The organism is Micromonospora sp. KC723 (genome assembly GCF_004348595.1).
Classification (GTDB): domain Bacteria; phylum Actinomycetota; class Actinomycetes; order Mycobacteriales; family Micromonosporaceae; genus Micromonospora.
This window is the reverse complement of record NZ_SMKD01000069.1, coordinates 1-21,035: the sequence shown is the minus strand read 5'-3', so window position 1 is coordinate 21,035 and position 21,035 is coordinate 1. Positions and strand designations below refer to the sequence as shown.

Here is a 21,035-nt window from a genome sequence, read left to right as displayed (position 1 = left end):
GGCCGGCCAACCCTTGACCGGAGCTTTGTGATCCCTCAGCCAGCGTTGCCGGCGTGCCAACGGCCCGCCCGGGTTGCGCATAGCATTTCACCACGGCCTCTGCGTCGGGGCGGGCACCCCCTCCCGGCGTGAAAGTCAGACAAATCGAGGAGGGTGCTGGGCATCAGCTAAGGAACAGGGGCCAGCGACCTAAGGGAAGCTGTACTTTCTGACTTCCTTAGCGACAATAGCAGCCATGCCTATCAAGCTAGGAGTAGCCCGTGAGCAACACCGACAGCCTTGAGCATGGTCGGGATCAAGGATTCCGCGTTACCATGACTACGCGCCAATGGCAAATTATTGACGCCACAATCGACAACGAAGTGGACATGGCAGTAACGAACGGCGACCCCCAACAGCATGTGGCGGAGCTAGGAAGAAGCATTCGTCAAGCCGGATGGGATCAGCTAATCGGGGCTGATGGAGAATGGCCACCAGTTGACGAGGTCGTTTCGGTAACCCTAAGTGGCCCGCAGTGGGAGTTGGTAACTGAATCTCTGGAGAACTGGGCCAGCGTCTCCGACGACCTCGGGCAGCACGACGATGCCCAACGTGGACGCCTAATTCGAACCCTAGTCAAAGGCCAGCTACCCAGGTAAAAGGCTGCCATGCATCGACGTTCAACACTCTTGCCACTTGCCGTCAGATCCACCTGCATTCACCTGCGACCTTGCGGCAAGAGCATTGATCCGCTACGGTTACGCAGAATAGTCGTGCGGTGACGATGCGGACACATCGTCACCGCACACGTCCTCACCGGAACTTGGAGGTCACGCTTGAGGACAGCAACGAGAGTACTCCTTCCTGCGTTGGTCATTGTGCTCAGTGCGGCGTTTTCGCCGCCCGCCTCGGGGCACCCCTCAGTTCCTGCCCCGCCGGGCGAGAACGCCCTGGTCCGTTCAGCCCTTCCGAGCCCACCATCGAGCCATTCCGGCAGGCGGTCAGGGAAGGTGCTGGCCGACATGCAGGACGACGGAGACTGCGACGAGTTAGCAAATAAGCGGACGGCACTCCTTGCGGAGGGCAAGACTGTAGCTGCCTGCGTGACGTATGGGCCCGCAAAGCGTGTAGCATTCGATGACATGAAGGCTTCGGATATCCTTCCGATTCCCCAGTATTGCCTCGAAAATGAAATTCAATACTGGTACGGGAATCGGGAGGAAGCCTGCGCAATCGTCGGCGTTCTAGTGAACGTCACTAGCCTTCCCAACAACCAGATCATCGGCCAAATGTTCCTGAATGAATACCGATACGCGTACGGCTCCTCCACCTATCCCACCGTCGCATATCAACTCCAAGTCAGCATGTATCACGGATGGGGACAGATCGCAGGCACCACAGTCAGCGGCGTATCGCAATGTACAGGCGCCTGCACGTATGTAAGCTCCGACTTCCCTATTCAACCAGTCGTTAAGGACACCTATCCAGGAGGTGAAGCATATTTCAGAACCACGGCGACGGAAGCAGGTGCGATTGGCAACATGGACGCCGTCTTCAAGTACCGCTTCTACAATCCTTCCTGGGGCGGCAGTGGTGGCTCGACGGGAGAGCTGACGGCCTCCTATCCCACAGTCCGTTGTGACAATAGGGTTCCTGGAACTAGCATTGCGGGCTGCGTCTTTCGGGATTGGCCCGGCGTCTACGCATACAGTCTGACCGGCCCATACGCCGAACTGGCTAAACATATCCATGAGGCGCAGCAGGCAGGGCTGCCAGGCGCGTATCCTGGGACGGGGCCGAACTCCACCCCGCTTAAGCGGCTCATTTTCCCGAGAGAGCAGCAGGCTAATCGACTGAAGGCGTGCCCTACTGCGTGGCCGCGTCCCGCGACCAAGAGCTGTGATGAGTATCCAATGGCTTCGACATACCAGGGCGCCCACACGGGTGGTGGTACCGGACGAACCTTCTCGTGGTGCTCGGTTTCTGCCTTGCCGACGGGTGTAACTGGGCCATCCGGCTGGAGTTCATGCATGATCGACCAAGATCACAACAGCCTAGGCGGATCAGACTTAGACACATACCTTTACAGGGACCAGAGAATTCTCGACTCTGACCCATTCTACATTCAGATCGTGCCGTAATCTGAATGCTCGTGAGAACTGCCTAGACTAACCATCCTCGACTGAGAGTTCTCTCTGCTCTGTAGGCAAGCCAAAAGAGGGGCGACCCTTTCCGCAATCAGCGGAAGGGGTCGCTCTGCATCGAAAGGGCCGAGGCTCAGTGCAGCAGAGCATTTTGCAAACTGCCGACAGCCAACGCCGGCAGCTATGGCAGAGCAGCCAAGGCAGCGGTCAGCGGTCAGCGGTCGCGGATGGGAAGCGTGTCAGAAGAGAAGCCCACGCGGTCAAACATGCGAGATGGAGCCGACTCGTAATGCGCAGGTCCCGCCAGGACACATGCCTCAGTCCCTGCATTCTGGCATTGCCGAAACAGTCTTTTCAGGATCAAGGCGCCGCGCTCCGCGCGGCGCGGGGCGGTGAGCCGGCCGGCGGCAAGCCGCCCCGGCTGCCTTCGGCGCCGGGGCGGAGAGCCACCGACTGCCGCCGGACCGCCGCCCCTACCCGCTGATCCAACGAGCCGGCACGATCAAGGCCAGGCCGTACGGAAGCCGAACGGGTCGACCTGGTCGCAGATCGGGGCTTCCGACTGCCGCGCCAGTCCAACCCCGGGACTGGCTTGCCTCCGGCCCATCTCCCACAGCCGCCCATGCCCCAACGCGAAGCCCACAGCCGGCCGCTACACGCCGGGCCCGTGCGGGGCCGGGCAAGCCCCACCAACCCCAGCGTTCGCAGCCTCAGGCGAGCCCTCAGCGGCAAGATCGACGCGCCCACGATCTGCCCACAACGAGTCGGAACAGGCTGGACTCAGCCGGACTCCGCTAGATCAACGAGAACGGCCCCCGATCAGCATTCCTGCTGGTCAGGGGCCGTAATCGCACCTGGTGGCGGGTAGAGGATTCGAACCTCTGTAGCTTTCGCGACGGATTTACAGTCCGCTCCCATTGGCCGCTCGGGCAACCCGCCAGGGCGTACCACCGCGCTGCGCGCGGCAGCGGAGCCAAGAATAGCGGTTGCCACCCGGGCCGTCGCAACCGGGTACCGTCAGGGGGTCGCACCGCTGGTCAGCGGGGGACATACGAGCACAGACCGCCGGACAGCAGGAGCATGAGCATGGCAGCGAACCCGTCGTTCGACATCGTCAGCAAGGTCGACCGCCAGGAGGTCGACAACGCCCTCCGCCAGGCGGAGAAGGAGCTCGCGACGCGGTTCGACTTCCGGGGCACCGGTGCCGAGATCTCCTGGTCGGGTGAGGAGGCGATCAGCCTCCAGGCGGAGACCGAGGAGCGGGTCCGGGCCGCCCTGGAGGTCTTCAAGGAGAAGCTGGTGAAGCGGAACATCTCGCTGAAGTCGCTGGATGCCGGCGACCCCCGCTCTTCCGGGAAGATCTTCAAAATCGATGCCAAGGTGATCCAGGGCATCGACTCGGACAAGGCCAAGGCGATCAGCAAGAAGATCCGGGACGAGGGCCCCAAGGGCGTCCAGGCGCAGATCCAGGGCGACCAGCTGCGGGTCACCGGCAAGAAGAAGGACGACCTCCAGGCCGTCATCGCCCTGTTGAAGGGCGAGGACTTCGGCGTCGCCCTCCAGTTCACCAACTACAGGTAAGGCGGCCCCGGCCGGCCCGCTCAGCGGGCTGGCCACGCCTTGTTACCTGGGCATACGTCGTCGCCAGTGGTCATCGTTGGTTGCTCGCGATCGGCCTCCGACGGCCTGGTGACGGCCTGGGCGTGGCCCTCGTCAACCCACCGGGCGGATCAGCGGCCAGCCGGCTTGATCGGTACTCGTGTGGGGCCCGGCGGGATACGGCGACGCCGATGAACTCAAATTCCTCGTCGACACCCCTGGTGGAGATCTGCTTGACTCTGCCGCATGAGTTGGCGGCCTCTGGTATGGCGAGCATTCGTCGTGGCCGCCTGGAGCAGTTGGCTCGTCTGGGGTGTCGCAATCTGGCAAGACTGGGACAACCACCTTCCTTTCGGGATCATCGCCTCAGGCGCGCTCGCCTTGATGAGCACCCTTGCATTGCGTCGTGCGAAGAGACGTTCCCGACAGAACGCTGACGGACCCATCCCTGCCAAGGGCAGAGGGACAACAGCTTCGCGACCTTGACCCCCAGGCAACAATCAGCCCGCGACGACCTGCCCTGATCCCTGCCTGACGCTGGCACACGCGTCCTTGGTTGTCCGTGGGCGTCCAGGCATAGTCGCGCCGGTCGTCACCCAGTTAGTCACCCAGCTCGTCCTCGTCATCCCGTGCGCGGCACCCGGACGGCGAGCTACCGCCGTCATCCACCACCACCCGACGTCGATCAAGCTGTTGCGCGTAAGGCTATTCAGGATCCGGTCGCTTGGTATCTGCGGAGCGCAGCTTCGGCGAGCTGGGTGAGGTACTTATAGCCGCCGGGTTTGTTGCCCTGCTCCTTGACGACCACCAGAGTGGCACCGATCCGGACGAGTATGCTGTCCCATTCCAGCGCGTCAGAACCGGCCGTCGTACTGCATCTGACGTGAATACTGTCATCGCCCAGCCGCGGCCCTGGTGCCACTGCGAAGCGGTAGCTGCCGCCCCCCTGGCCGGACGACACGACGACGGTGGGGAACCGGCCGATAAACGTTCGCAGGTCCGTCATCGCTCGTCGGGCACCGTCATCGGCATAGGTCCTGAGGACTTCGGTTCCCACCCAGAGGTCATCGGGGCCCGCGTCATAGCTGAGGGTGGCTGCGGCCATCGCCGACGGAGTCCCGGTCAGCCGCGCGGCCGACAGCAGCGGGATCATGTCCGAACAGGACACATCGACGCGTGGGCGTTGATCTCCGGCATCCGGCGGCATGACTGTCGCGATCTGCACAGCGAATCCGTGCGGCACTGAGTCCGTGGTCACCAATCGTGCGGACAGCGTCGCGGAGTAGCCGGATCCGCCGGAAGCCGGAACTGCTGGGGAAGCCGACTTCGTGGCTGTGGCCGATCCTGTCGCCTGCGTCGTGGAGGGGATCGTTTCGTCCGCTGATCGATCCGCCGTATGAGCAGTTGAAGAACCGCACGCGGTCACCATGCAGACGGCCACCACCGCGACTAACCTACGCAGCACCATCCTGAGCACCGGGCAGAACCACCTCTCGCGCGAGACGCGTCAGGCTACCAGCGCGCGTGACTTCAGTCGCGCCAGACCGTCTGCGGGCCGGGCTGCTTGGACTCCGGTGAGGAGGGAGCTTTCGGGCTGCAAGTGCGGGATCTCCTCGTCGGGCAGTTGTAGGGCCCTCCCAGCCTCCCCGCCATCTGCCATCCCGTCTGCCGCCGACCCGCCCTCCTGGGGAGCGGGCCGCCGCCCGGCCCGCCACGACGGGCGGACTGTGACGGCTCGTACGGACGCTGGCGGGCCGGGCGGGGGTCTGCTCGGCTCGTCCCGGGTCGGCGGCTGGCGGGATGGCCCTGCGCAACCACCCACGCACAGCGACGGGCCCACGGAGCCCCGGCCATCCTGGAGTCGTTGCGCCCCCGCCGGAGGCGCACTGACCGCGACCCTGCGACCGGCGCGACCCGCCGCGCGGACCCGGCGTGCCCTTCCCTGCGCCGCGCTGCTCGGGCGCGGCGCAGCCGGCTGCCGGCGGCGCACCTCCACCACTGTCTGAGCTATCCGTCTGCGGCGGCCCCCGGGCTTCCCGCTCTCCGCGCCAGCCGCCGGGCGTGTTGCGTGGCCGGCGTGGAGCGACAGCGGAGCGTCGAACGCGCGCCCAGGCGGCGGCGCGTGCGGCCCGTTCAGGGCCGCCTTGAAGACGTACAGAAACTTTGAACCGATTGGCCGGCAGCCGCCGGCGACTCACTGTTGAGACCATCGATGGGTGGACGAGCCGGTAACGAGCATGCCCGCTGGCCCTGTCGGGCATGAAGACACCCCGCAGCAGGATGCGGTATCGTTCCCCGTTGCTCTGCGGCGATCGGCCATCGGATTGGCCTTTGCGGCTGCCTTCATCCTTGCCACCTTGTGGTTTTTCTCCGACGGGCTGGTGGCGTTGATGGCTGCGCTGATGTTTCTGCATCAGCGGGATGATCGGCGGTCGTGGTGGGCGCTTGCGGCAGCGCTACTGATCGCGGTACCTGCGGCCCTCACCGCTGCGTTGATGTTCAAGGGATGGTTGACGCAGCCTTGGGACGGCTTCCTGGCGTCCGTACTCGGTGCCCTACCCGGAAGCGTTGCCTACGCCGCCGTCACTCAGATACAGCCCAAGGTGCAGAACCCGAACGGCTGACAGAGGAGCGTCCGTGCCGCCGTGAGGTTCCCCCGGTTTGCCGGAGGGTGATGTTCCCCGGGTTCGGTGGAGTCGGGTTGGTTGACTCGTCAGGCTCGTCGCTCGTTGAGGAGAGACGTGCCGAGGAGTTATCCACCGGAGTTTCGTCGTAAGGTTCTCGATCTGCTCAAGGCCGGCCGATCTGTCGCGGAGTTGGTCCGGGATTTGGAGATCAGCGATCAGACGATCTACAACTGGCGCCGTCAGGAGCTGATCGACACCGGCCAGATGCCGGGTGTCACCTCCACCGACCAGGCTGAGCTGGTCGCGGCTCGGCGGCGTATCGCTGAGTTGGAGACCGAGTTGGCGGTGCATCGCCGCGCGGCTGAACTGCTCAAGGAGGTGGTGCCCCCAAAAGACCGGTACGCGGTCATCCACCAGATGGCCGCTGAGGGACTCCCCGTCGAGATCTGCTGCCGCGTGCTCGCGGTCTCGGCGTCGGGGTACTACGCCTGGCGCAACCGGCCTCCGTCGCAGCGGGCGTTGCGTCATGCGTGGTTGACCGAACAGATCCGCGCGGTGCATGCGGCCTCCCGAGGGACGTACGGTTCCCGCCGGGTGCACGCCGAACTACGGCTTGGTCGTGGCCTCGTCGTGGGGTATCACGCGGTGGAGATGCTGATGCGCCGCGCCGGAATCCGCGGGCTGCCCGGTAGTCGCCGGCCGCAGCCGAAGCACCAGACCCCGACCGCGGCGGACTTGGTCAACCGCGACTTCACCCGGTCATCGCCGAACCAGATGTGGGTCACCGACATCACCGAGCACCCGACCCGGGAGGGCAAGGTGTACTGCGCGGTCGTGCTGGACACCTTCTCCCGCAAAGTCGTCGGCTGGTCCATCGACGCCACGCAAACGGCCACGCTGGTGACCAACGCCCTGAGCATGGCCATCAGCAACCGCCAACCGGCCGGCACCGTGATCCACTCGGATCACGGAGTGCAGTTCACCTCATGGGCCTTCACCCGCCGGGTCCAGGAATCCGGCCTGGCACCGTCGATGGGATCGATCGGCGACTGCTACGACAACGGCATGATCGAGTCGTTCTGGGGCCGCATGCAGACCGAACTGCTCAACCGCCGTCGCTGGCGCACCCGCGTCGAACTGGCCAACGCGATCTTCGAGTACCTGGAGATCTTCCACAACCGACAACGCCGCCACAGCTCACTGGGCATGCTCACCCCGATCGAGTATGAAAGGCTCCACCCGATCGCCCTGTCCGTAGCCTGACGCCAACCAACACGGCTCCGAGAAACCCGGGGAACATCAGCCTCCGAGCTACCGGGGGAACCTCACCCGACCACCAGGTCGTCTGGAACCTCTTCGCGGGTGAGCTGTGGCACCGCACCAAACAAGCCGCCGAACGTTACCTGGCCAAGCTTGCCCGCCGCCGCGGCATCCCCCGCGTCGAGATCGTCACCGCCACCGGCAGGACGCGGAAGGTGCCACCGGTCCGACTGTCACCCGGGAAAGTCGCCGAACTCCAGGCACGGGGAGCGGTCCACTTCCACGCCATCGCCCGACTCGACGGCGTCGACGCCCTGAACCCCGACGCCGTCGTCCCACCCCCGGCCGGCTTCACCGTTGCCGACCTCGTCGACGCGCTCCGCCACGCCGCCGGCCAGATCGCCTTCCACACCCCGCCGCACCCGGACCGGCCCGAGGGCTGGCCCATCTGCTGGGGCGAGCAGGTTGACCTGGAGCCGATCGCCACCGACGGCACCGGTGAGGTCACCGACGGCATGGTCGCCGGCTACCTCGCCAAGTACGCCACCAAAAGCACCGAGGCCACCGGCCACACCAGCACCCGCCTCACCGCCGACACCATCGGCGACTACGCCGACCCCGACGGCGACCACACCGCCCGCCTCATCGACGCCTGCTGGCGCATCGGCCGACCCACCACGATCCCCGTCCCGCTCTCACAGCGGCCCCGGGACCACCGGCCCCGACCCGGCTTCGTCCAGCGTTGGGAGTGCCCCGGCTGCGGCACCCACACCCGCTACGCCGCCTGCCCAACCTGCACCGCCGAACGTCAAGCCGCCCTTGACATCCAACCGACGAAACCCGCGACGGGCAACCCGTACGCACGCCTGCGCCGATGGGCGCACATGCTCGGCTACGGCGGCCACTTCCTCACCAAAGCCCGCCGCTACTCCGTGACCTTCCAGCTCCTTCGGAACACCCGCGTCACCTACCGGCGGCACGAGGACCAGGCCCACGAGCACCCCACCACCGGCGGCCACCCGGCCGAGCACGTCGACGAGAACACCACCCTCATCGTCGGCACTCTCACCTTCGCCGGGGTCGGCTGGCACACCTCGGGTGACGCCCTGCTCGCCAACACCGCCGCCGCCATGGCCCGCGAGCGAGCAGCTACCGGCCGCGAAGAACTCGGCCACGAACTCGCCACCACCCCGGCCGGCACGGTGCCGGCTGCCGCCTGACCCTCGACCAAGGGAGAGATGACCTGACTACGACCCAGCCGCCCCAACTCTGGACCGTCGACGACGTCTCGGCGTACCTCGGCGTCCCGGTCCAGACCCTCTACACCTAGCGCAAACGCCGCATCGGCCCACCCGCCGGCCGCGTCGGACGCCACCTCCGCTACGACCCGGACGCCGTCCGGGCCTGGTTCCAGCAGCAAGCCGCAGCCTGAGGAAGGAGCAGCGTTGGCCCACGTTGAGGATCGCTGGTACAAAACCGTTGCTCGCCCGGATGGCAAGCCGGAGCGCGTCAAGACACCGCTTCACGGGAAGGGGCTCCGATACCGGGTCCGGTATATCGCGCCGGATGGTCGGGAGCGGTCGAAGTCGTTCCCGGACAAGGAGAAGCGGGCCGCTGAGGCGTTCCTGGTCTCCGTGGAGTCGGACAAGCTGCGGGGCACCTACATCGACCCGACCGCCGGCAAGCTGACCTTCCGCCAGTACGCCGAGCAGTGGTTGGCAGCACAGACCTTCGACGAGTCGACCCGCGAGGTAACGGAGCGGCGGCTACGCCGGCACATCTTCCCTACCTCGGTGGTCGGGCACTGGCGACGATCCTGCCGGCCCACCTGCGGGAGCTGGACCGCTCGCTGCAACAGCTCGGCTTGGCCGTCACCTACCGGGTCGTCGCCTACAGCAACGTCGCCACGATCCTCAACGCGGCGGTCGACGACGGCCGCATTCCCCGCAACCCGTGCCACGCGAAGACGGTCCGGCCGCCGAAGGTGCCGCCCCGCAAGGTGGTGCCCTGGTCCCGGGAACAAGTGCTCGCCATCCGCGCCGGCCTGCCGGCGCGCTACCGGGTCGCCGTCGACCTGGGCGCGGGCTGCGGGCTCCGTCAGGGTGAGGTTCTGGCCCTGGCCGTGGACGACGTCGACTTCCTGAGGGGCACCCTGCACGTGGTCCGGCAGTTGAAGATCGTGGGTAGCCGGCTCGTCTACGCGCTGCCCAAGGGCCGTAAGACGCGCGACATCCCGTTGCCCAGGTCGGTGGGCGCTGCCCTCACCCGACACCTGGAGGAGTTCCCGCCGGTGCCGGTCACGCTGCCGTGGGAGATGCCGGGCGGCCCTCCGGTGACCGTCAACCTGGTCGTTCACGGCCGGACGAACGTCGCCATGGATCGCCACACGCTCAACCGGGACTACTGGCACCCCGCCCTGGCATCCGCCGGCATCCAGCCGTCCCGGGCCACCGGCATGCACGCCCTGCGGCATTTCTACGCCTCGGTCCTGCTCGACGCCGGGGAGAGCGTCAAGGCGCTGTCGGAGTACCTGGGCCATGCCGACCCGGGCTTCACGCTGCGTACCTACACCCACCTGATGCCGACCAGCGAGGACCGCACCCGTCGGGCCGTGGACAAGGTGCTCGGGTCATCCTCGGACGGCCTGGCGACGGCCTAGCGGCGATCATGGCTGTGTTTTGGCTGCTGGTGGGCGGTATCTCTCCAGTTCACCAACTACCGGTGAATCACGGCCTGCCGGGAACTTCGCGGAGCCTCCCGGCAGGCGCACCGGCGGTGCCTGCTCAGCGCGAGAAGATCAACAGCAGCACCACGGTCAGGATCGCGCTCACCAGGATCGAACCGAGACAGCCGATCCGGTTCGAGAAGAAGACGAACATGACTGCTGGGCTACCCGCTGCCCCGCCCCACACACCTCTCCGGCCGCCCTGTCAGACGGGGGCCGGCTGCTCGACGCGTACGGCGGTGGACTCCGCGCGGGCGATCGGCCCGGCCGGCAGCGCGGCGACCCCGGCCCCGACGGCGACCGCCGCCCCTGCGAACAGGAATGCCCAGGTCACTCCGCTGCCGTGGTCGACGATCAGCCCGGCGACCGCGCCGCCCGCAGCGCTCGCCGCGATCGACATGGTGACGACCCAGGTGTACGCCTCGTTCAGCATGCTCGGCGGGGCGATCCGCCCGACCAGGGTGTTCTCCAGGGTGAGCGCGGGCGCGATGGTCGCTCCGCCGACTACCAGGGCGACGCCGAGGGCGAGCGGGGTGGGCATCACCGCGAAGACCGCGAAGCTGCTGGCGACCGCGCCGAGCAGCCAGGCGAACTGCCGGGTCATGGTGGTCGACGGCGTACGTAGGCCGAACCAGAGGCCGCCGAGGGCGCTGCCGACTCCCCAGACGGCCAGCAGCAGGCCCGCGAGACTCTCCGGGTCGCCGCCGGTGGACCGGTCGCCCGCGAAGGCCGGCACGATCACGCCGGCCGCCCCGAACGCGATACCGAGGCTGGCGACACAGACCAGCAGGGCGGGGAAGCCGCCCACCCGAAGCGGGCCGAGCCCCCTGGCGTGGTGCTCGCGCGGGTGCGGCCGCCAGCCGCGCATGACCCGCCCGAGCGCCACCGCCGTGGTGCCGACCAGGGTGACCACGGCGGCGCCGACGAGCGCGGCAGCGGCGTCGGCGACGAGCACGAAACCGGCCACCAACAGTGGACCGAGCACAAAGACGATCTCGAAGAGCGTGGTCTCCGCGGCGAGGGCCGTGTTGCGCAGGTGGTACCGGCCGGAGTCGGGACCGGTGAGGTCGTTCCAGGCTCCCCGGAGGGCTGCGGTCAACGGCGGGTAGGTGGCGCCGGCCAGACCGGAGACGAGGTAGATCAGGGCCAGGTTGGCCGTGTCGCCGCGACTGGCCCACAGGAGCCCGGACAGGGCGAGCGGATGGGCGACGGCGGTGGCCAGCAGGACCGGGGTCGGGCCGAGCCGGTCGGCGATCCGCCCGGCGACCGGGCTGAGCGCGGCACCGGAGAGGGCGTAGATGCCGCTGGCGACAGCAGCCAACGAGTATCGCCCCGTCACCTGTTCCACCACCAGCAGCAGCGCCAGCGACGTCATACCGACCCCGAGCCGCCCCAGGAGACCGAGGAGCAGCAGCACCGGGGCGCCGGGAATCCGCCAGACTCCCAGGTACTGGCGCAGTGCGACCACGGTCGACCTCCGAGGATGTAACGGGTGGTTGCCTTCCCGACCCTAAGGTCGGGCACCGCCGGCGGAAAGCGGTTATGGCAGGCGTGGCCATGGCCGCGACGCAGTCCGCCCGGGACCGGCGGACCGGTCCCGGGCGGCTCGGATCGTACGGGCGTCAGCGCTGGAACCGTACCGGCCCGCCGCTGACGGCCATCTGCTCCAGCCGGGCCACCCGCTCCTCCATCCGGGGGTGGGTGGAGAAGAGCGCCGCGACACCGCCGCCCCGCTTGAACGGGTTGTCGATCATCAGGTGGGCGGTGCTCGTCAGCTGGCCCTGTGCGGGCAACGGACGCGCCTGCGTACCCATGTGGATCTTCCGGAGCGCGCTGGCCAGGGCCAGCGGGTCCCGGGTGAGCTGCGCCCCGGAGGCGTCGGCCTGGAACTCACGGCTCCGGCTGATCGCCAACTGGATCACGGTGGCCGCGATCGGTCCGAGGATCAGCGTGAGCAGCAGCACCGCCGGGTTCGGGGCGTCCTCGTCGTCGCCACCGCCCAACGGGATGAACCAGGCGATGTTGGCCAGCATGGTGATGATGCCGGCCAGACCCGCCGCCACACTGGAGATCAGGATGTCCCGGTTGTAGACGTGCGACAGCTCGTGGCCGATCACGCCCCGCAGCTCGCGGTAGTCCAGGATCTCGGTGATCCCCTGGGTCACGCAGACCGCCGCGTTCTGCGGGTTGCGCCCGGTGGCGAACGCGTTGGGTTGCGAGGTCGGGCTGACGTACAGCCGGGGCATCGGCTGCCGTGCCTCGGTGGCCAACTCCCGGACCATCCGGTACAGCTCGGGGAATTCCGCCTCGCTGACCGGTTGCGCCCGCATCGACCGCAGCGCGAGCTTGTCGGAGTAGAAGTAGGTGATGCCGTTCATCAGCAGCGAGGCGACGACGGCGACGACCAGGCCGCCACTGCCGCCGAACCAGTAGCCCACCGCCAGGATCAGCGCGGTGAGCAGGCCGAGCAGCGCGGCGGTCTTCAGACGGTTGTGATGCACGGTCACTCCTTCGGTGCGCGGGCCGCACGGGACCCGCCGACCCGTACAACGTCACCGGTACCCCGCAACCATCCGGCTCATGACTGGGAGTTGCCTGGAGCATCCTGTGCGCCCGCTGAACGCACCCCGATACCGGACAGGGACGTCCGATCGGTCAACCGGCGGCGAGGGCCAGGACCAACTGGGGAGCGAAACCGAGCACCAGGGCCACAACGGTCGCGCCCGCCAACGCCGCGCTCACCGCCCAGGCCGGTCGGCCGTCCCGAACCGCCGGGCCGGCGGAGGCGTCCACGGCGTAGAGGGTGGCGGTGAGGCGCAGGTAGTAGGCGAGACCGACCACCGCGTTGACCGCCACCACCAGGGCCAGCCAACCCGCACCACCGGCCAGCAACGAACGGACCACCGTCACCTTGGCGAACAGGCCGGCCAGTCCCGGCGGCAGCCCGGCCAGACCGGTCAACGCCAGCGCGAACGCCGCGCCGGCCCACGGGTACCGGCGGGCAGCGCCGCGCAGGTCGTCGACGGTGCCGCCGTCCGCGCCCGCCGGGCGCAGCGCCACCAGCGCCGCGAACGCGACCAACTCCAGCGCCACGAAGAAGACCGCGTACGCGACCACCGCCGCGTAGGCGGTGGCGCGGGCCTCCCCGGTGCGACCGGCGGCCAACGCCAGCGCGCCCAGCGGCGCCAGGATGTAGCCGGCCTGGGCCACCGACGACCACGCCAGCAGCCGAACGGTACGCCGCTGGCGCAACGCCACCAGGTTACCGACGGTCATGGTGAGCACGGCCAGCCCGGCGAGCACCGGGCCGGTGACGTCGGCCGGCAACGCCCGCTGCACCACGGCGAGCAGGGCGACCACCCCGCCGAGCTTCGAGGCGGTGGAGAGGTACGCCGCCACCGGCAGCGGCGCGCCGTCGTAGGTGGCCGGGGCCCAGGCGTGGAACGGCACGGCCGCCACCTTGAAGGCGAGCCCGACCACCACCAGCGTGACCGCTGCGGTGGTCAACGGCAGGTCGCCGGCGGCGCCGAGCAGCGCGCCGAGCCGGTCGAGGTGCAGCCCACCGGTGACCGCGTACAGCAGCGCCGCGCCGAGCAGGGTCAGCGTGGTCGCCACCACGCTGACCACGAAGAAGGTGACCGCCGCCTCGGCGCTGGCGAGGCTGCCCCGGCGCAGCCCGACCAGGACGTACAGCGGAAGGGTGAGGGTCTCCACCGCGACGACCAGGGTGATCAGGTCGCCGGCCGCGCCGAGCACCACGCCGCCGGTCATCGAGCAGGCGAGCAGGAAGCAGTACTCCCCCACCGGGGTCGGGCCGGCGCCCAGCAGCGGCCCGGAAAGCCCGAGCACCCCGAGGGTGAGCAGCGCGAAGACGGCGGCGACCAGGGCCGCGCGCCCGTCGAACACCCAGGAGCAGTCGGCCCCGACGCAGAAGGTCCGCCGGGTCTCCCCCGCGCCCACCACCACCGCGCCGGCCACGGTGGCCACGGCGCCCGCGGCGGCCACCGCCACGGTCGCGCCCGCCCGGCCCAGCAACAGGTCGGCCAGGAGCACCAGGACGGCGGTGCCGGCCGCCAGGTACGCCGGCAACAGCGCCACGTTGTCGACGCTCTGCACCAGACTCATGCCGCCCACTTCCGCCGTACCTCCACCGGGCCACCGCCCGGGACCGGCCTCCTCGCGCTCACCGAAGCACCCCGACCAGGGCGTCCACCGGGCCGGCGGCAAAGCCGAGCACCAGTGCCGGAACCAGCCCCACCGCCAGCGCCAGCAGCACCAGCGGCGTCCAGGCGGCCAACTCCGCACCGGCCAGACCGGGGGCGACCCGGGCCACCGCCGGGGTGGGCCGCCCGTGGGTGACCTGCCGCAGCAGCCGCAGGAAGTACGCCGCGGTGAGCGCGCCGCCGACCGCCGCCAGGACAGCCAGCGTGGTCCACAACCCACCGCCCCGCCGGACGGCGGCGACGACGGCGAACGCCTCACCCCAGAAGCCCGCCAGCCCGGGCAGGCCCAGCGAGGCGACCGCCGCGAAGCCGAGCAGTCCCGCGAGCCGGGGCGCGGTCTCCCGCAGCCCGGACAGCTCCGCCAACGCGCCGGTGCCGGTGCGGTCCTTGACCGCCCCGGCGAGGAAGAAGAGCAGGCCGGTGATCACGCCGTGCGCGATGTTGCCGATCAGCGCGGCCTGGATGCCGGTGGCGGTCAGCGTGGCGACCCCGAGCAGCACGAAACCCATGTGTCCGACGCTGGAGTACGCGATGAGCCGCTTCAGGTCGTCCTGGGCGAGACAGACCAGCGAACCGACGATGATCGCGGCGACGGCCAGCACGCCGAGCGCCGGAGCGGCCCAACGGGCCCCCTCCGGGGCCACCCCGACCGCCATCCGGACCAGGCCGTACGTGCCCATCTTGAGCAGTACGCCGGCGAGGATGACACTGCCCACGGTGGGAGCCTGGGTGTGCGCGTCGGGCAGCCACGAATGCAGCGGCCAGAGCGGGCTCTTCACCGCGAAGGCGACCGCCAGCAGGGTGAACGCGGCCAGTTGGGTGCCCCGGGACAGGCCCGTGCCACCGGTGAGGGCGACCACGTCGGCGGTGCCGGCGTCGGCGACCACCACGGAGACGCCGACGAGCAGCAGCACCGAACCGAGGAGGGTGTAGAGGGCGAACTTGCGGGCCGCCCGCCGCCGGTCGTCGCCACCCCAACCGGCGATGATCGCGTACATCGGGAGCAGCACGACCTCGAAGAAGACGAAGAACAGCACCAGGTCCAGGGCGAGGAACGTGCCGAGGATGCCGACCTCGACCACCAACAGCAACGCCACCAGCGCCCGACCGGTGCCGCCCGCCGGCACCCGCCAGACCGTGTAGCCGCAGCAGAGCAGGGTCAGCAGCGCGGTCAGCGCCACCAGGGGCCAGGAGAGACCGTCCACCCCGAGGTGGAAACGCAGGTCGAGGCCCGGCACCCAGGGCAGGTCGAGCTCGTGCCAGGGCTGTACCGCCGGTGCCGGGCCGTAGCCGAACCAGCCGTGGTCGCCCCACACCAGCAGCACCGCGGCGACCAGGGTCAACCCGGCGACCGCCGTACCGACCAGCCGGGCCGCCCGATCCCGGGGTGTCGCCGCCACCAGCACCGCCCCGACCGCCGGCACCGCCAGGACCGCGACCAGCAGGAAATCTCCGGAACTCACGTCACCACCTGCACTCGCGACCGCGGGGCTCGCACACCCGGCTCACTCCTCGCGCTCACCCGCGTCACCTCAGTTCGCGACCGCGGGGCTCGCACACCCGGCTCACTCCTCGCGCTCACCCGCGTCACCTCAGTTCGCGACCGCGGGGCTCGCACACCCGGCTCACTCCTCGCGCTCACGGTGACCCTCCGACCAGGACAGCCGCGAGCCCGACCAGCAGGGCTCCGGCGAGCACCGCGCCCAGCGCGCGGGGCAGCGCCGCCCGGTGCAGCGCGGCCAGTACGCCACCGAGGCCGCGCGCCGCGCGCCCGCTGGCCTCCACCAGACCGTCCACCCCGGCCTCGTCACCGGTACGCGCCACCCGGGCCAGCGCGGTCACCGGTCGTACGACCAGGGCGTGCTGGACGTCGTCGAGCCGGAACGCACGGGCGAACACCGGCCGCAGCGGACCCAGTACGTCCGCCGGGTCGGCGGCGGGCTTTCGCCGCCAGCCGGCCCAGGCCAGCGCGGCCCCGAACAGCAGCAGCACGGCCGGAAGCAGCAACTCCGGCCCGACGTGCACGAGCGGCGTCTCCCCTTGCGGCCACACCGGCGCGGCCGGGAGGAGCAGCCGATCGGCGAAGGGCCGGACGAACCCGACCAACCCCAGCAGTGCCGCCGGGACGCCCAGCAGCAGCACCGGCCAGCGCATCGCGGCCGGCGGGTCGTGCGGGTGCAGCAGCGGCAGCCGGCGCTCGCCGAGGAAGGTACGCAGCAGCAGCCGGGTGGCGTACCAGGCGGTGACCACCACACCGAGCAGCCCGGCCAGCCAGACCAGCCAGCCCACCCAGGCCGGGGCGGGCCCGACGCCGTCCAGCGCGGCGGCCTGCGCCACCGCCAGCACGCCGTCCTTGCTCCAGAAACCGGACAGTGGCGGCACCCCGGCCAGCGCGCCGAGCCCGACCGCCGTGCACCAGAAGGTGACGGGCATGTCCCGGCGCAGCCCGCCCATCCGAGACATCAGGGTGGTGCCCACGGCGTGGATCACCGCGCCGGCGGAGAGGAAGAGCAGCGCCTTGAAGGCGGCGTGGGTGAGCAGGTGGAACAGCGCGGCTGCGGGCGCGCCGACGGCGAGGGCTCCGGTCATGTACCCGATCTGGGAGACCGTCGACCAGGCGAGCACCCGCTTGAGGTCGTCCTGCGCGGTGGCCGCGAGCGCGCCCAGCAGCAGCGTCGTCGAGCCCAGCACGCCGAGCACGGCCAGCGCCGCCGGGGCCGCCTCGAACAGCGGGAAGAGCCGGGTCACCGCGTACACGCCGGCGGCGACCATGGTGGCCGCGTGGATCAGCGCGGAGATGGGGGTGGGGCCGGCCATCGCGTCGGGCAGCCAGGTGTGCAGCGGGAACTGGGCGCTCTTGCCGGCCACCCCGGCGAGCAGCAGCAGGCAGGCGACGGTGAGCGCACCGGTGGCGTGGTCGTGGGCGAGCACGTCGGCGATCCGGAAACTGCCGGCCGAGACGCCGAGCAGCGCGATGCCGAGCAGGAACCCGACGTCACCCACCCGGGTGACCAGGAACGCCTTCATCGCGGCGGCCGGCGCCTCGGGCAGCCGCCGGTCGTGCGCGATGAGCAGGTAGGAGCAGAGGCCCATCACCTCCCAGCCGACCAGCAGCAGGATCAGGTCGCCGGCGACCACCACCAGCAGCATCGCGGCGGTGAAGAGGCTGATCTGCGCGGCGTACGGCGGGTAGCGGTGGTCCACCTCGACGTCGTCGTGCGGGCCGCGCCGCAGGTAGGCGGTCGAGTACACCTGCACAGCCAGGGCGACCGCCGCCACCGCCACCGCCACCAGCGCGGCCACGCCGTCCACCCGGACACCCAGGGTGACCCGCAGGCCGCCCAGGTCGATCCAGGTGGTCGAGGTCTCCACCGGGTCGCCGACCCGGACCAGCAGGGCCAGCGCGACCACCAGTGCGCCGGCCGCGCCCGCCACGCCCAGGCCGATCGCCGCCCGCCGGGCCCGGTCCTCCCCGGTGGTCGCGCCCTTCGGCGACGGTGGCAGCAGCAACCCGACCAGGCCCGCGACCAGCGGTACGGTCGGCAGTGCGACCCCCAGCAGCCCGGTCACCGTTTCCCCCCCGTCCGGTCGGCGGCCCCGGCGTCCGTACCCGGACCGTCCGCACCGGCGCCACCGTGCGCCGCCGCCCGGGCACCCGGCCCGGTGGCGACGACCGGCGTCGGCGGCTCGGCGAGCGGCACCTCGTCGACCACCACACTGGCCCGCATCCGGTAGAGCTGGAGCACGATGGCCAACCCGACGCCGATCTCGGCGGCGGCCAGCACGATCACGAACAGCGCGAAGACCTGACCGCCGTGCGGCAACCCGGCCCGCGCGGTGGTGTCGGCGGTGACCAGCACCAGGTTGACCGCGTTGAGCATCAACTCGACGGCCATCAGCACCAGCACGGCGTTGCGCCGGCGCAGCACGCCGTACACGCCGAGGCCGAACAGGAACGCGGCGGTGAGGTACGGGATGACCGGCCTCACCCGCGACCGCCCTCGTCGGCGGCGCCGCCCGCGACCCGGCCGGCCGGCGTCACGGCGTCCCGGTCCGGACCGCCGGGCGGGGCGGCGGGGCGGCGGCCGATCTCGGGACGGGAGAGCACGATCGCCCCCACCAGGGCGGCCAGCAGCAACACCGACAGCACCTCGAACGGCAGCACCCAGGAGCGGAACACCTGCTCGCCGAGGCGTTCGGCGGTGCCGGCGGTGGGCAGCTCCACCCGGGACCAGCGGAACGCGTCCACCAGCAGCACAGCCAGCCCCAGCCCGGCACCTCCGCCGATCAGGGCGGCGGGCCAGCCGGGACGGTCCAGGTCGTCGGAGGCGCCGATCGGGGCGCGGGTCAGCATCACCGCGAACAGCAGCAGCACCACCACCGCGCCGACGTAGATCAGCACCTGCACCCAGGCCACCAGCTCGGCGGTGAGCACCAGGTAGTCGCCGGCCAGCGCGCCCAGACAGACCACCAGGTAGAGACCGGCCCGGACCAGGTGCTTCGTCGCGACCACGAGCACCCCCGCCCCGACCGCCACCGCGCCGAGGGCGAGCAGCAGCACGTCCGCCCCGGTCATCAGGTCGTACCCGGGTCGACGGCGGGGCCCGGCTCGGGGCGTACCCCGGTGGAAGGGCTGGTGGGGGCCGCGGCCTTGCGCGCGGCGGTGGCCTCCTCCTTGGCCGGCTCGCCGTTGCGGTCGTGCGCGGGTGGCGGCGGCACGGTGCCCATCCACTGGCCGAGGTGGTCCTTGTCGTGCAGCAGGTCCTTGATGTCGTACTCGGCGTACTCGAACTCCGGCGACCAGTAGAGCGCGTCGAACGGACAGACCTCGACGCAGATGCCGCAGTACATGCAGAGCGAGAAGTCGATGTCGAACTTGTCGAGCACGTTGCGCTGTCGGGGGCGGGCGGCCCCGGGCACCGCCACCTCCTCCTTGTGGGAGTCGATGTAGATGCACCAGTCCGGGCACTCCCGGGCGCAGAGCATGCAGACCGTGCAGTTCTCCGCCAGCAGCGCGATCACGCCCCGGGATCGGGGTGGCAACTCGGGGGCGACGTCCGGGTACTGCTGGGTGGTCGACCGGCTGGTCATCGTCTTCAGGGTGACCGCCAGGCCCTTCACCAGCCCCGTGCCGGGAAGACCGCTGCGCTCGCTCATGCCGCTCATCCTGCCCTGTGGCCCCGGCGCGCGCGACCACCACCCGGCCCTTCCCGGCGTTGTCGTGAGCCCGGGGAGAACCACACACCGGGAAGGACCGGCGATGACCGCCGGTGCGCACGACGAGTTTCCGCCGCCGGGGTGAGTGGACGACCCACGACCTCGACCGCCTGCACGACGAGACCTGCCCCCGCCGACCTCACTCCCCGCCGGCCGCTGAGCGGGGCTCGCCCGGCGACCAGGGGACGGGATCCGACGCGCTCGCCGAGCCGACTGGCGCACCGTCCGCCAAGATGGGTCGCAGCAGTGCGGTCGAAACGTGAAGGGGGCGACGTGGGCGCAACGACGGGCGGAACCACCGGTGGGACGTACGTGGAGTCGGGTGGCGAGTTCACCCGGGACCAGCGCTACATCGCCACCCGGATCACCGCGGACGGGCGGGACGGCTGGCCGGTGGAGCCCGGCCGGTACCGGCTGGCGGTCAGCCGCGCCTGCCCCTGGGCCAACCGGATGATGATCGTCCGGCGGTTGCTCGGGTTGGAGGACGTCATCTCGATGGCGGTGGCCGGGCCGACCCACGACGCCCGGAGCTGGACCTTCGACCTGGACCCGGACGGGCGCGACCCGGTGCTGGGCATCGCGCGCCTCCAGGAGGCGTACTTCGCGCGGTTCCCCGGCTACGAGCGGGGAATCACCGTGCCGGCGCTGGTGGACGTGCCGACCGGGCAGGTGGTCACCAACGACTACGCGCAGATGAGCCTGGACCTGTCGACGGAGTGGACGGCCTACCACCGCGAGGGGGCGCCGCAGCTCTACCCCGAGCACCTGCGCGACGAGATCGACGAGGTCAACGCCGTGGTGTTCGCCGACGTCAACAACGGCGTCTACCGGTGCGGCTTCGCCGGCTCCCAGGACGCGTACGAGCAGGCGTACCACCGGCTCTTCGACCGGCTCGACTGGTTGACCGAGCGGTTGTCCGGGCAGCGGTACCTGGTCGGCGACACGGTCACCGAGGCGGACGTACGGCTGTTCACCACCCTGGTCCGCTTCGACCCGGTCTACCACGGCCACTTCAAGTGCAACAGGCAGAAGTTGTCCGAGATGCCGGTGCTGTGGGCGTACGCGCGGGACCTGTTCGCCACCCCCGGCTTCGGGGACACCGTCGACTTCGACCACATCAAGCGGCACTACTACGAGGTACACCGGGACATCAACCCGACCGGCGTGGTGCCGGTCGGCCCAGACCTGTCGAACTGGCTCACCCCGCACGGTCGGGAGGAGTTGGGCGGCCGGCCCTTCGGCGACGGCACCCCGCCGCCCC

General features: G+C 69.9%; 16 protein-coding genes, 1 tRNA gene and 2 pseudogenes. 9 read left to right on the top strand and 10 right to left on the bottom strand.

Translation table 11 applies throughout. From position 1 onward, the window contains the following. The first annotated feature begins 260 nt into the window (after nt 1-260). Together E1165_RS16770 and E1165_RS16765 are read left to right on the top strand one after the other, a co-directional pair. Nucleotides 261-638, top strand: a complete 378-nt coding sequence (locus E1165_RS16770) for a hypothetical protein (RefSeq protein WP_132392507.1) — start codon at nt 261-263, stop codon at nt 636-638. A gap of 363 nt (nt 639-1,001) precedes the next feature. Further along, nucleotides 1,002-2,120, top strand: a complete 1,119-nt coding sequence (locus E1165_RS16765) for a hypothetical protein (RefSeq protein WP_132392505.1) — start codon at nt 1,002-1,004, stop codon at nt 2,118-2,120. An 858-nt stretch (nt 2,121-2,978) separates the two neighbouring features. Here E1165_RS16765 and E1165_RS16760 read toward each other — a convergent pair. Next, nucleotides 2,979-3,062 (bottom strand) — tRNA-Tyr (locus E1165_RS16760). A 147-nt stretch (nt 3,063-3,209) separates the two neighbouring features. On the opposite strand from E1165_RS16760, the gene E1165_RS16755 reads away from it, so the two are divergent. Next, complete coding sequence (locus E1165_RS16755; RefSeq protein WP_132180567.1) at nt 3,210-3,704, top strand: YajQ family cyclic di-GMP-binding protein; 495 nt, start codon at nt 3,210-3,212, stop codon at nt 3,702-3,704. A 727-nt stretch (nt 3,705-4,431) separates the two neighbouring features. On the opposite strand, the gene E1165_RS16750 is transcribed toward E1165_RS16755, so the two are convergent. Further along, on the bottom strand, nt 4,432-4,947 hold the full coding sequence (locus tag E1165_RS16750; protein ID WP_132392503.1) for a hypothetical protein: 516 nt from the start codon (nt 4,945-4,947) through the stop codon (nt 4,432-4,434). Between the two features lie 991 nt (nt 4,948-5,938). Here E1165_RS16750 and E1165_RS16745 point away from each other — a divergent pair. The 5 genes and pseudogenes from E1165_RS16745 to E1165_RS16725 all read left to right on the top strand — a co-directional run bounded on the left by E1165_RS16745 (nt 5,939) and on the right by E1165_RS16725 (nt 10,268). Continuing rightward, nucleotides 5,939-6,346 carry a hypothetical protein gene (locus tag E1165_RS16745; RefSeq protein ID WP_132392501.1) on the top strand — a complete coding sequence of 136 codons (408 nt, stop codon included), beginning with the start codon at nt 5,939-5,941 and terminating at the stop codon, nt 6,344-6,346. A gap of 117 nt (nt 6,347-6,463) precedes the next feature. Then, nucleotides 6,464-7,612 (top strand): IS3 family transposase, encoded by a 1,149-nt coding sequence (locus E1165_RS16740; protein WP_132392499.1) that lies wholly within the window; start codon nt 6,464-6,466, stop codon nt 7,610-7,612. A 68-nt stretch (nt 7,613-7,680) separates the two neighbouring features. Beyond that, nucleotides 7,681-8,829, top strand: a pseudogene (locus tag E1165_RS16735) (replication initiator); the annotation flags it as partial. Nucleotides 8,830-8,852: 23 nt separating this feature from the next. Next, nucleotides 8,853-9,041: pseudogene (locus E1165_RS29950) on the top strand (helix-turn-helix domain-containing protein). 279 nt (nt 9,042-9,320) lie between these two features. Beyond that, nucleotides 9,321-10,268, top strand: a complete 948-nt coding sequence (locus E1165_RS16725) for a site-specific integrase (protein WP_243704821.1) — start codon at nt 9,321-9,323, stop codon at nt 10,266-10,268. A gap of 271 nt (nt 10,269-10,539) precedes the next feature. On the opposite strand, the gene E1165_RS16720 is transcribed toward E1165_RS16725, so the two are convergent. From E1165_RS16720 to E1165_RS16685, 8 genes are all read right to left on the bottom strand, one after another. Beyond that, nucleotides 10,540-11,802 carry an MFS transporter gene (locus E1165_RS16720; RefSeq protein WP_132392497.1) on the bottom strand — a complete coding sequence of 421 codons (1,263 nt, stop codon included), beginning with the start codon at nt 11,800-11,802 and terminating at the stop codon, nt 10,540-10,542. A gap of 154 nt (nt 11,803-11,956) precedes the next feature. After that, on the bottom strand, nt 11,957-12,835 hold the full coding sequence (gene htpX / locus E1165_RS16715; RefSeq protein ID WP_132392495.1) for a zinc metalloprotease HtpX: 879 nt from the start codon (nt 12,833-12,835) through the stop codon (nt 11,957-11,959). 154 nt (nt 12,836-12,989) lie between these two features. Next, nucleotides 12,990-14,459, bottom strand: coding sequence for an NADH-quinone oxidoreductase subunit N (locus E1165_RS16710; protein ID WP_132392493.1), 1,470 nt, complete (start codon nt 14,457-14,459; stop codon nt 12,990-12,992). A gap of 58 nt (nt 14,460-14,517) precedes the next feature. Then, nucleotides 14,518-16,020 (bottom strand): NuoM family protein, encoded by a 1,503-nt coding sequence (locus tag E1165_RS16705; protein ID WP_132392491.1) that lies wholly within the window; start codon nt 16,018-16,020, stop codon nt 14,518-14,520. A gap of 175 nt (nt 16,021-16,195) precedes the next feature. Beyond that, complete coding sequence (locus tag E1165_RS16700; protein WP_132392489.1) at nt 16,196-18,127, bottom strand: NADH-quinone oxidoreductase subunit L; 1,932 nt, start codon at nt 18,125-18,127, stop codon at nt 16,196-16,198. After that, nucleotides 18,124-18,546 (bottom strand): NADH-quinone oxidoreductase subunit NuoK, encoded by a 423-nt coding sequence (nuoK, locus tag E1165_RS16695; protein ID WP_243704820.1) that lies wholly within the window; start codon nt 18,544-18,546, stop codon nt 18,124-18,126. The genes E1165_RS16700 and nuoK overlap by 4 nt, the downstream gene beginning before the upstream one ends. Next, nucleotides 18,543-19,133 carry an NADH-quinone oxidoreductase subunit J gene (locus E1165_RS16690; protein ID WP_243704819.1) on the bottom strand — a complete coding sequence of 197 codons (591 nt, stop codon included), beginning with the start codon at nt 19,131-19,133 and terminating at the stop codon, nt 18,543-18,545. The genes nuoK and E1165_RS16690 overlap by 4 nt, the downstream gene beginning before the upstream one ends. After that, nucleotides 19,133-19,714, bottom strand: a complete 582-nt coding sequence (locus E1165_RS16685; protein ID WP_371687356.1) for an NADH-quinone oxidoreductase subunit I — start codon at nt 19,712-19,714, stop codon at nt 19,133-19,135. Before E1165_RS16685 ends, E1165_RS16690 begins: the two co-directional genes overlap by 1 nt. Nucleotides 19,715-20,047: 333 nt before the next feature. Here E1165_RS16685 and E1165_RS16680 point away from each other — a divergent pair. Next, on the top strand, nt 20,048-21,035 hold a 988-nt coding region (locus E1165_RS16680), incomplete at its 3' end, for a glutathione S-transferase family protein (RefSeq protein WP_132392485.1).

Coding starts and splice junctions, on each gene's coding strand:
- E1165_RS16765 (WP_132392505.1), top strand. CDS start 1,002: ATGCAGGACGACGGAGACTGCGACGAGTTAGCAAATAAGCGGACGGCA.
- E1165_RS16755 (WP_132180567.1), top strand. CDS start 3,210: ATGGCAGCGAACCCGTCGTTCGACATCGTCAGCAAGGTCGACCGCCAG.
- E1165_RS16710 (WP_132392493.1), bottom strand. CDS start 14,459: ATGAGTCTGGTGCAGAGCGTCGACAACGTGGCGCTGTTGCCGGCGTAC.
- E1165_RS16690 (WP_243704819.1), bottom strand. CDS start 19,133: ATGACCGGGGCGGACGTGCTGCTGCTCGCCCTCGGCGCGGTGGCGGTC.
- E1165_RS16685 (WP_371687356.1), bottom strand. CDS start 19,714: ATGAGCGAGCGCAGCGGTCTTCCCGGCACGGGGCTGGTGAAGGGCCTG.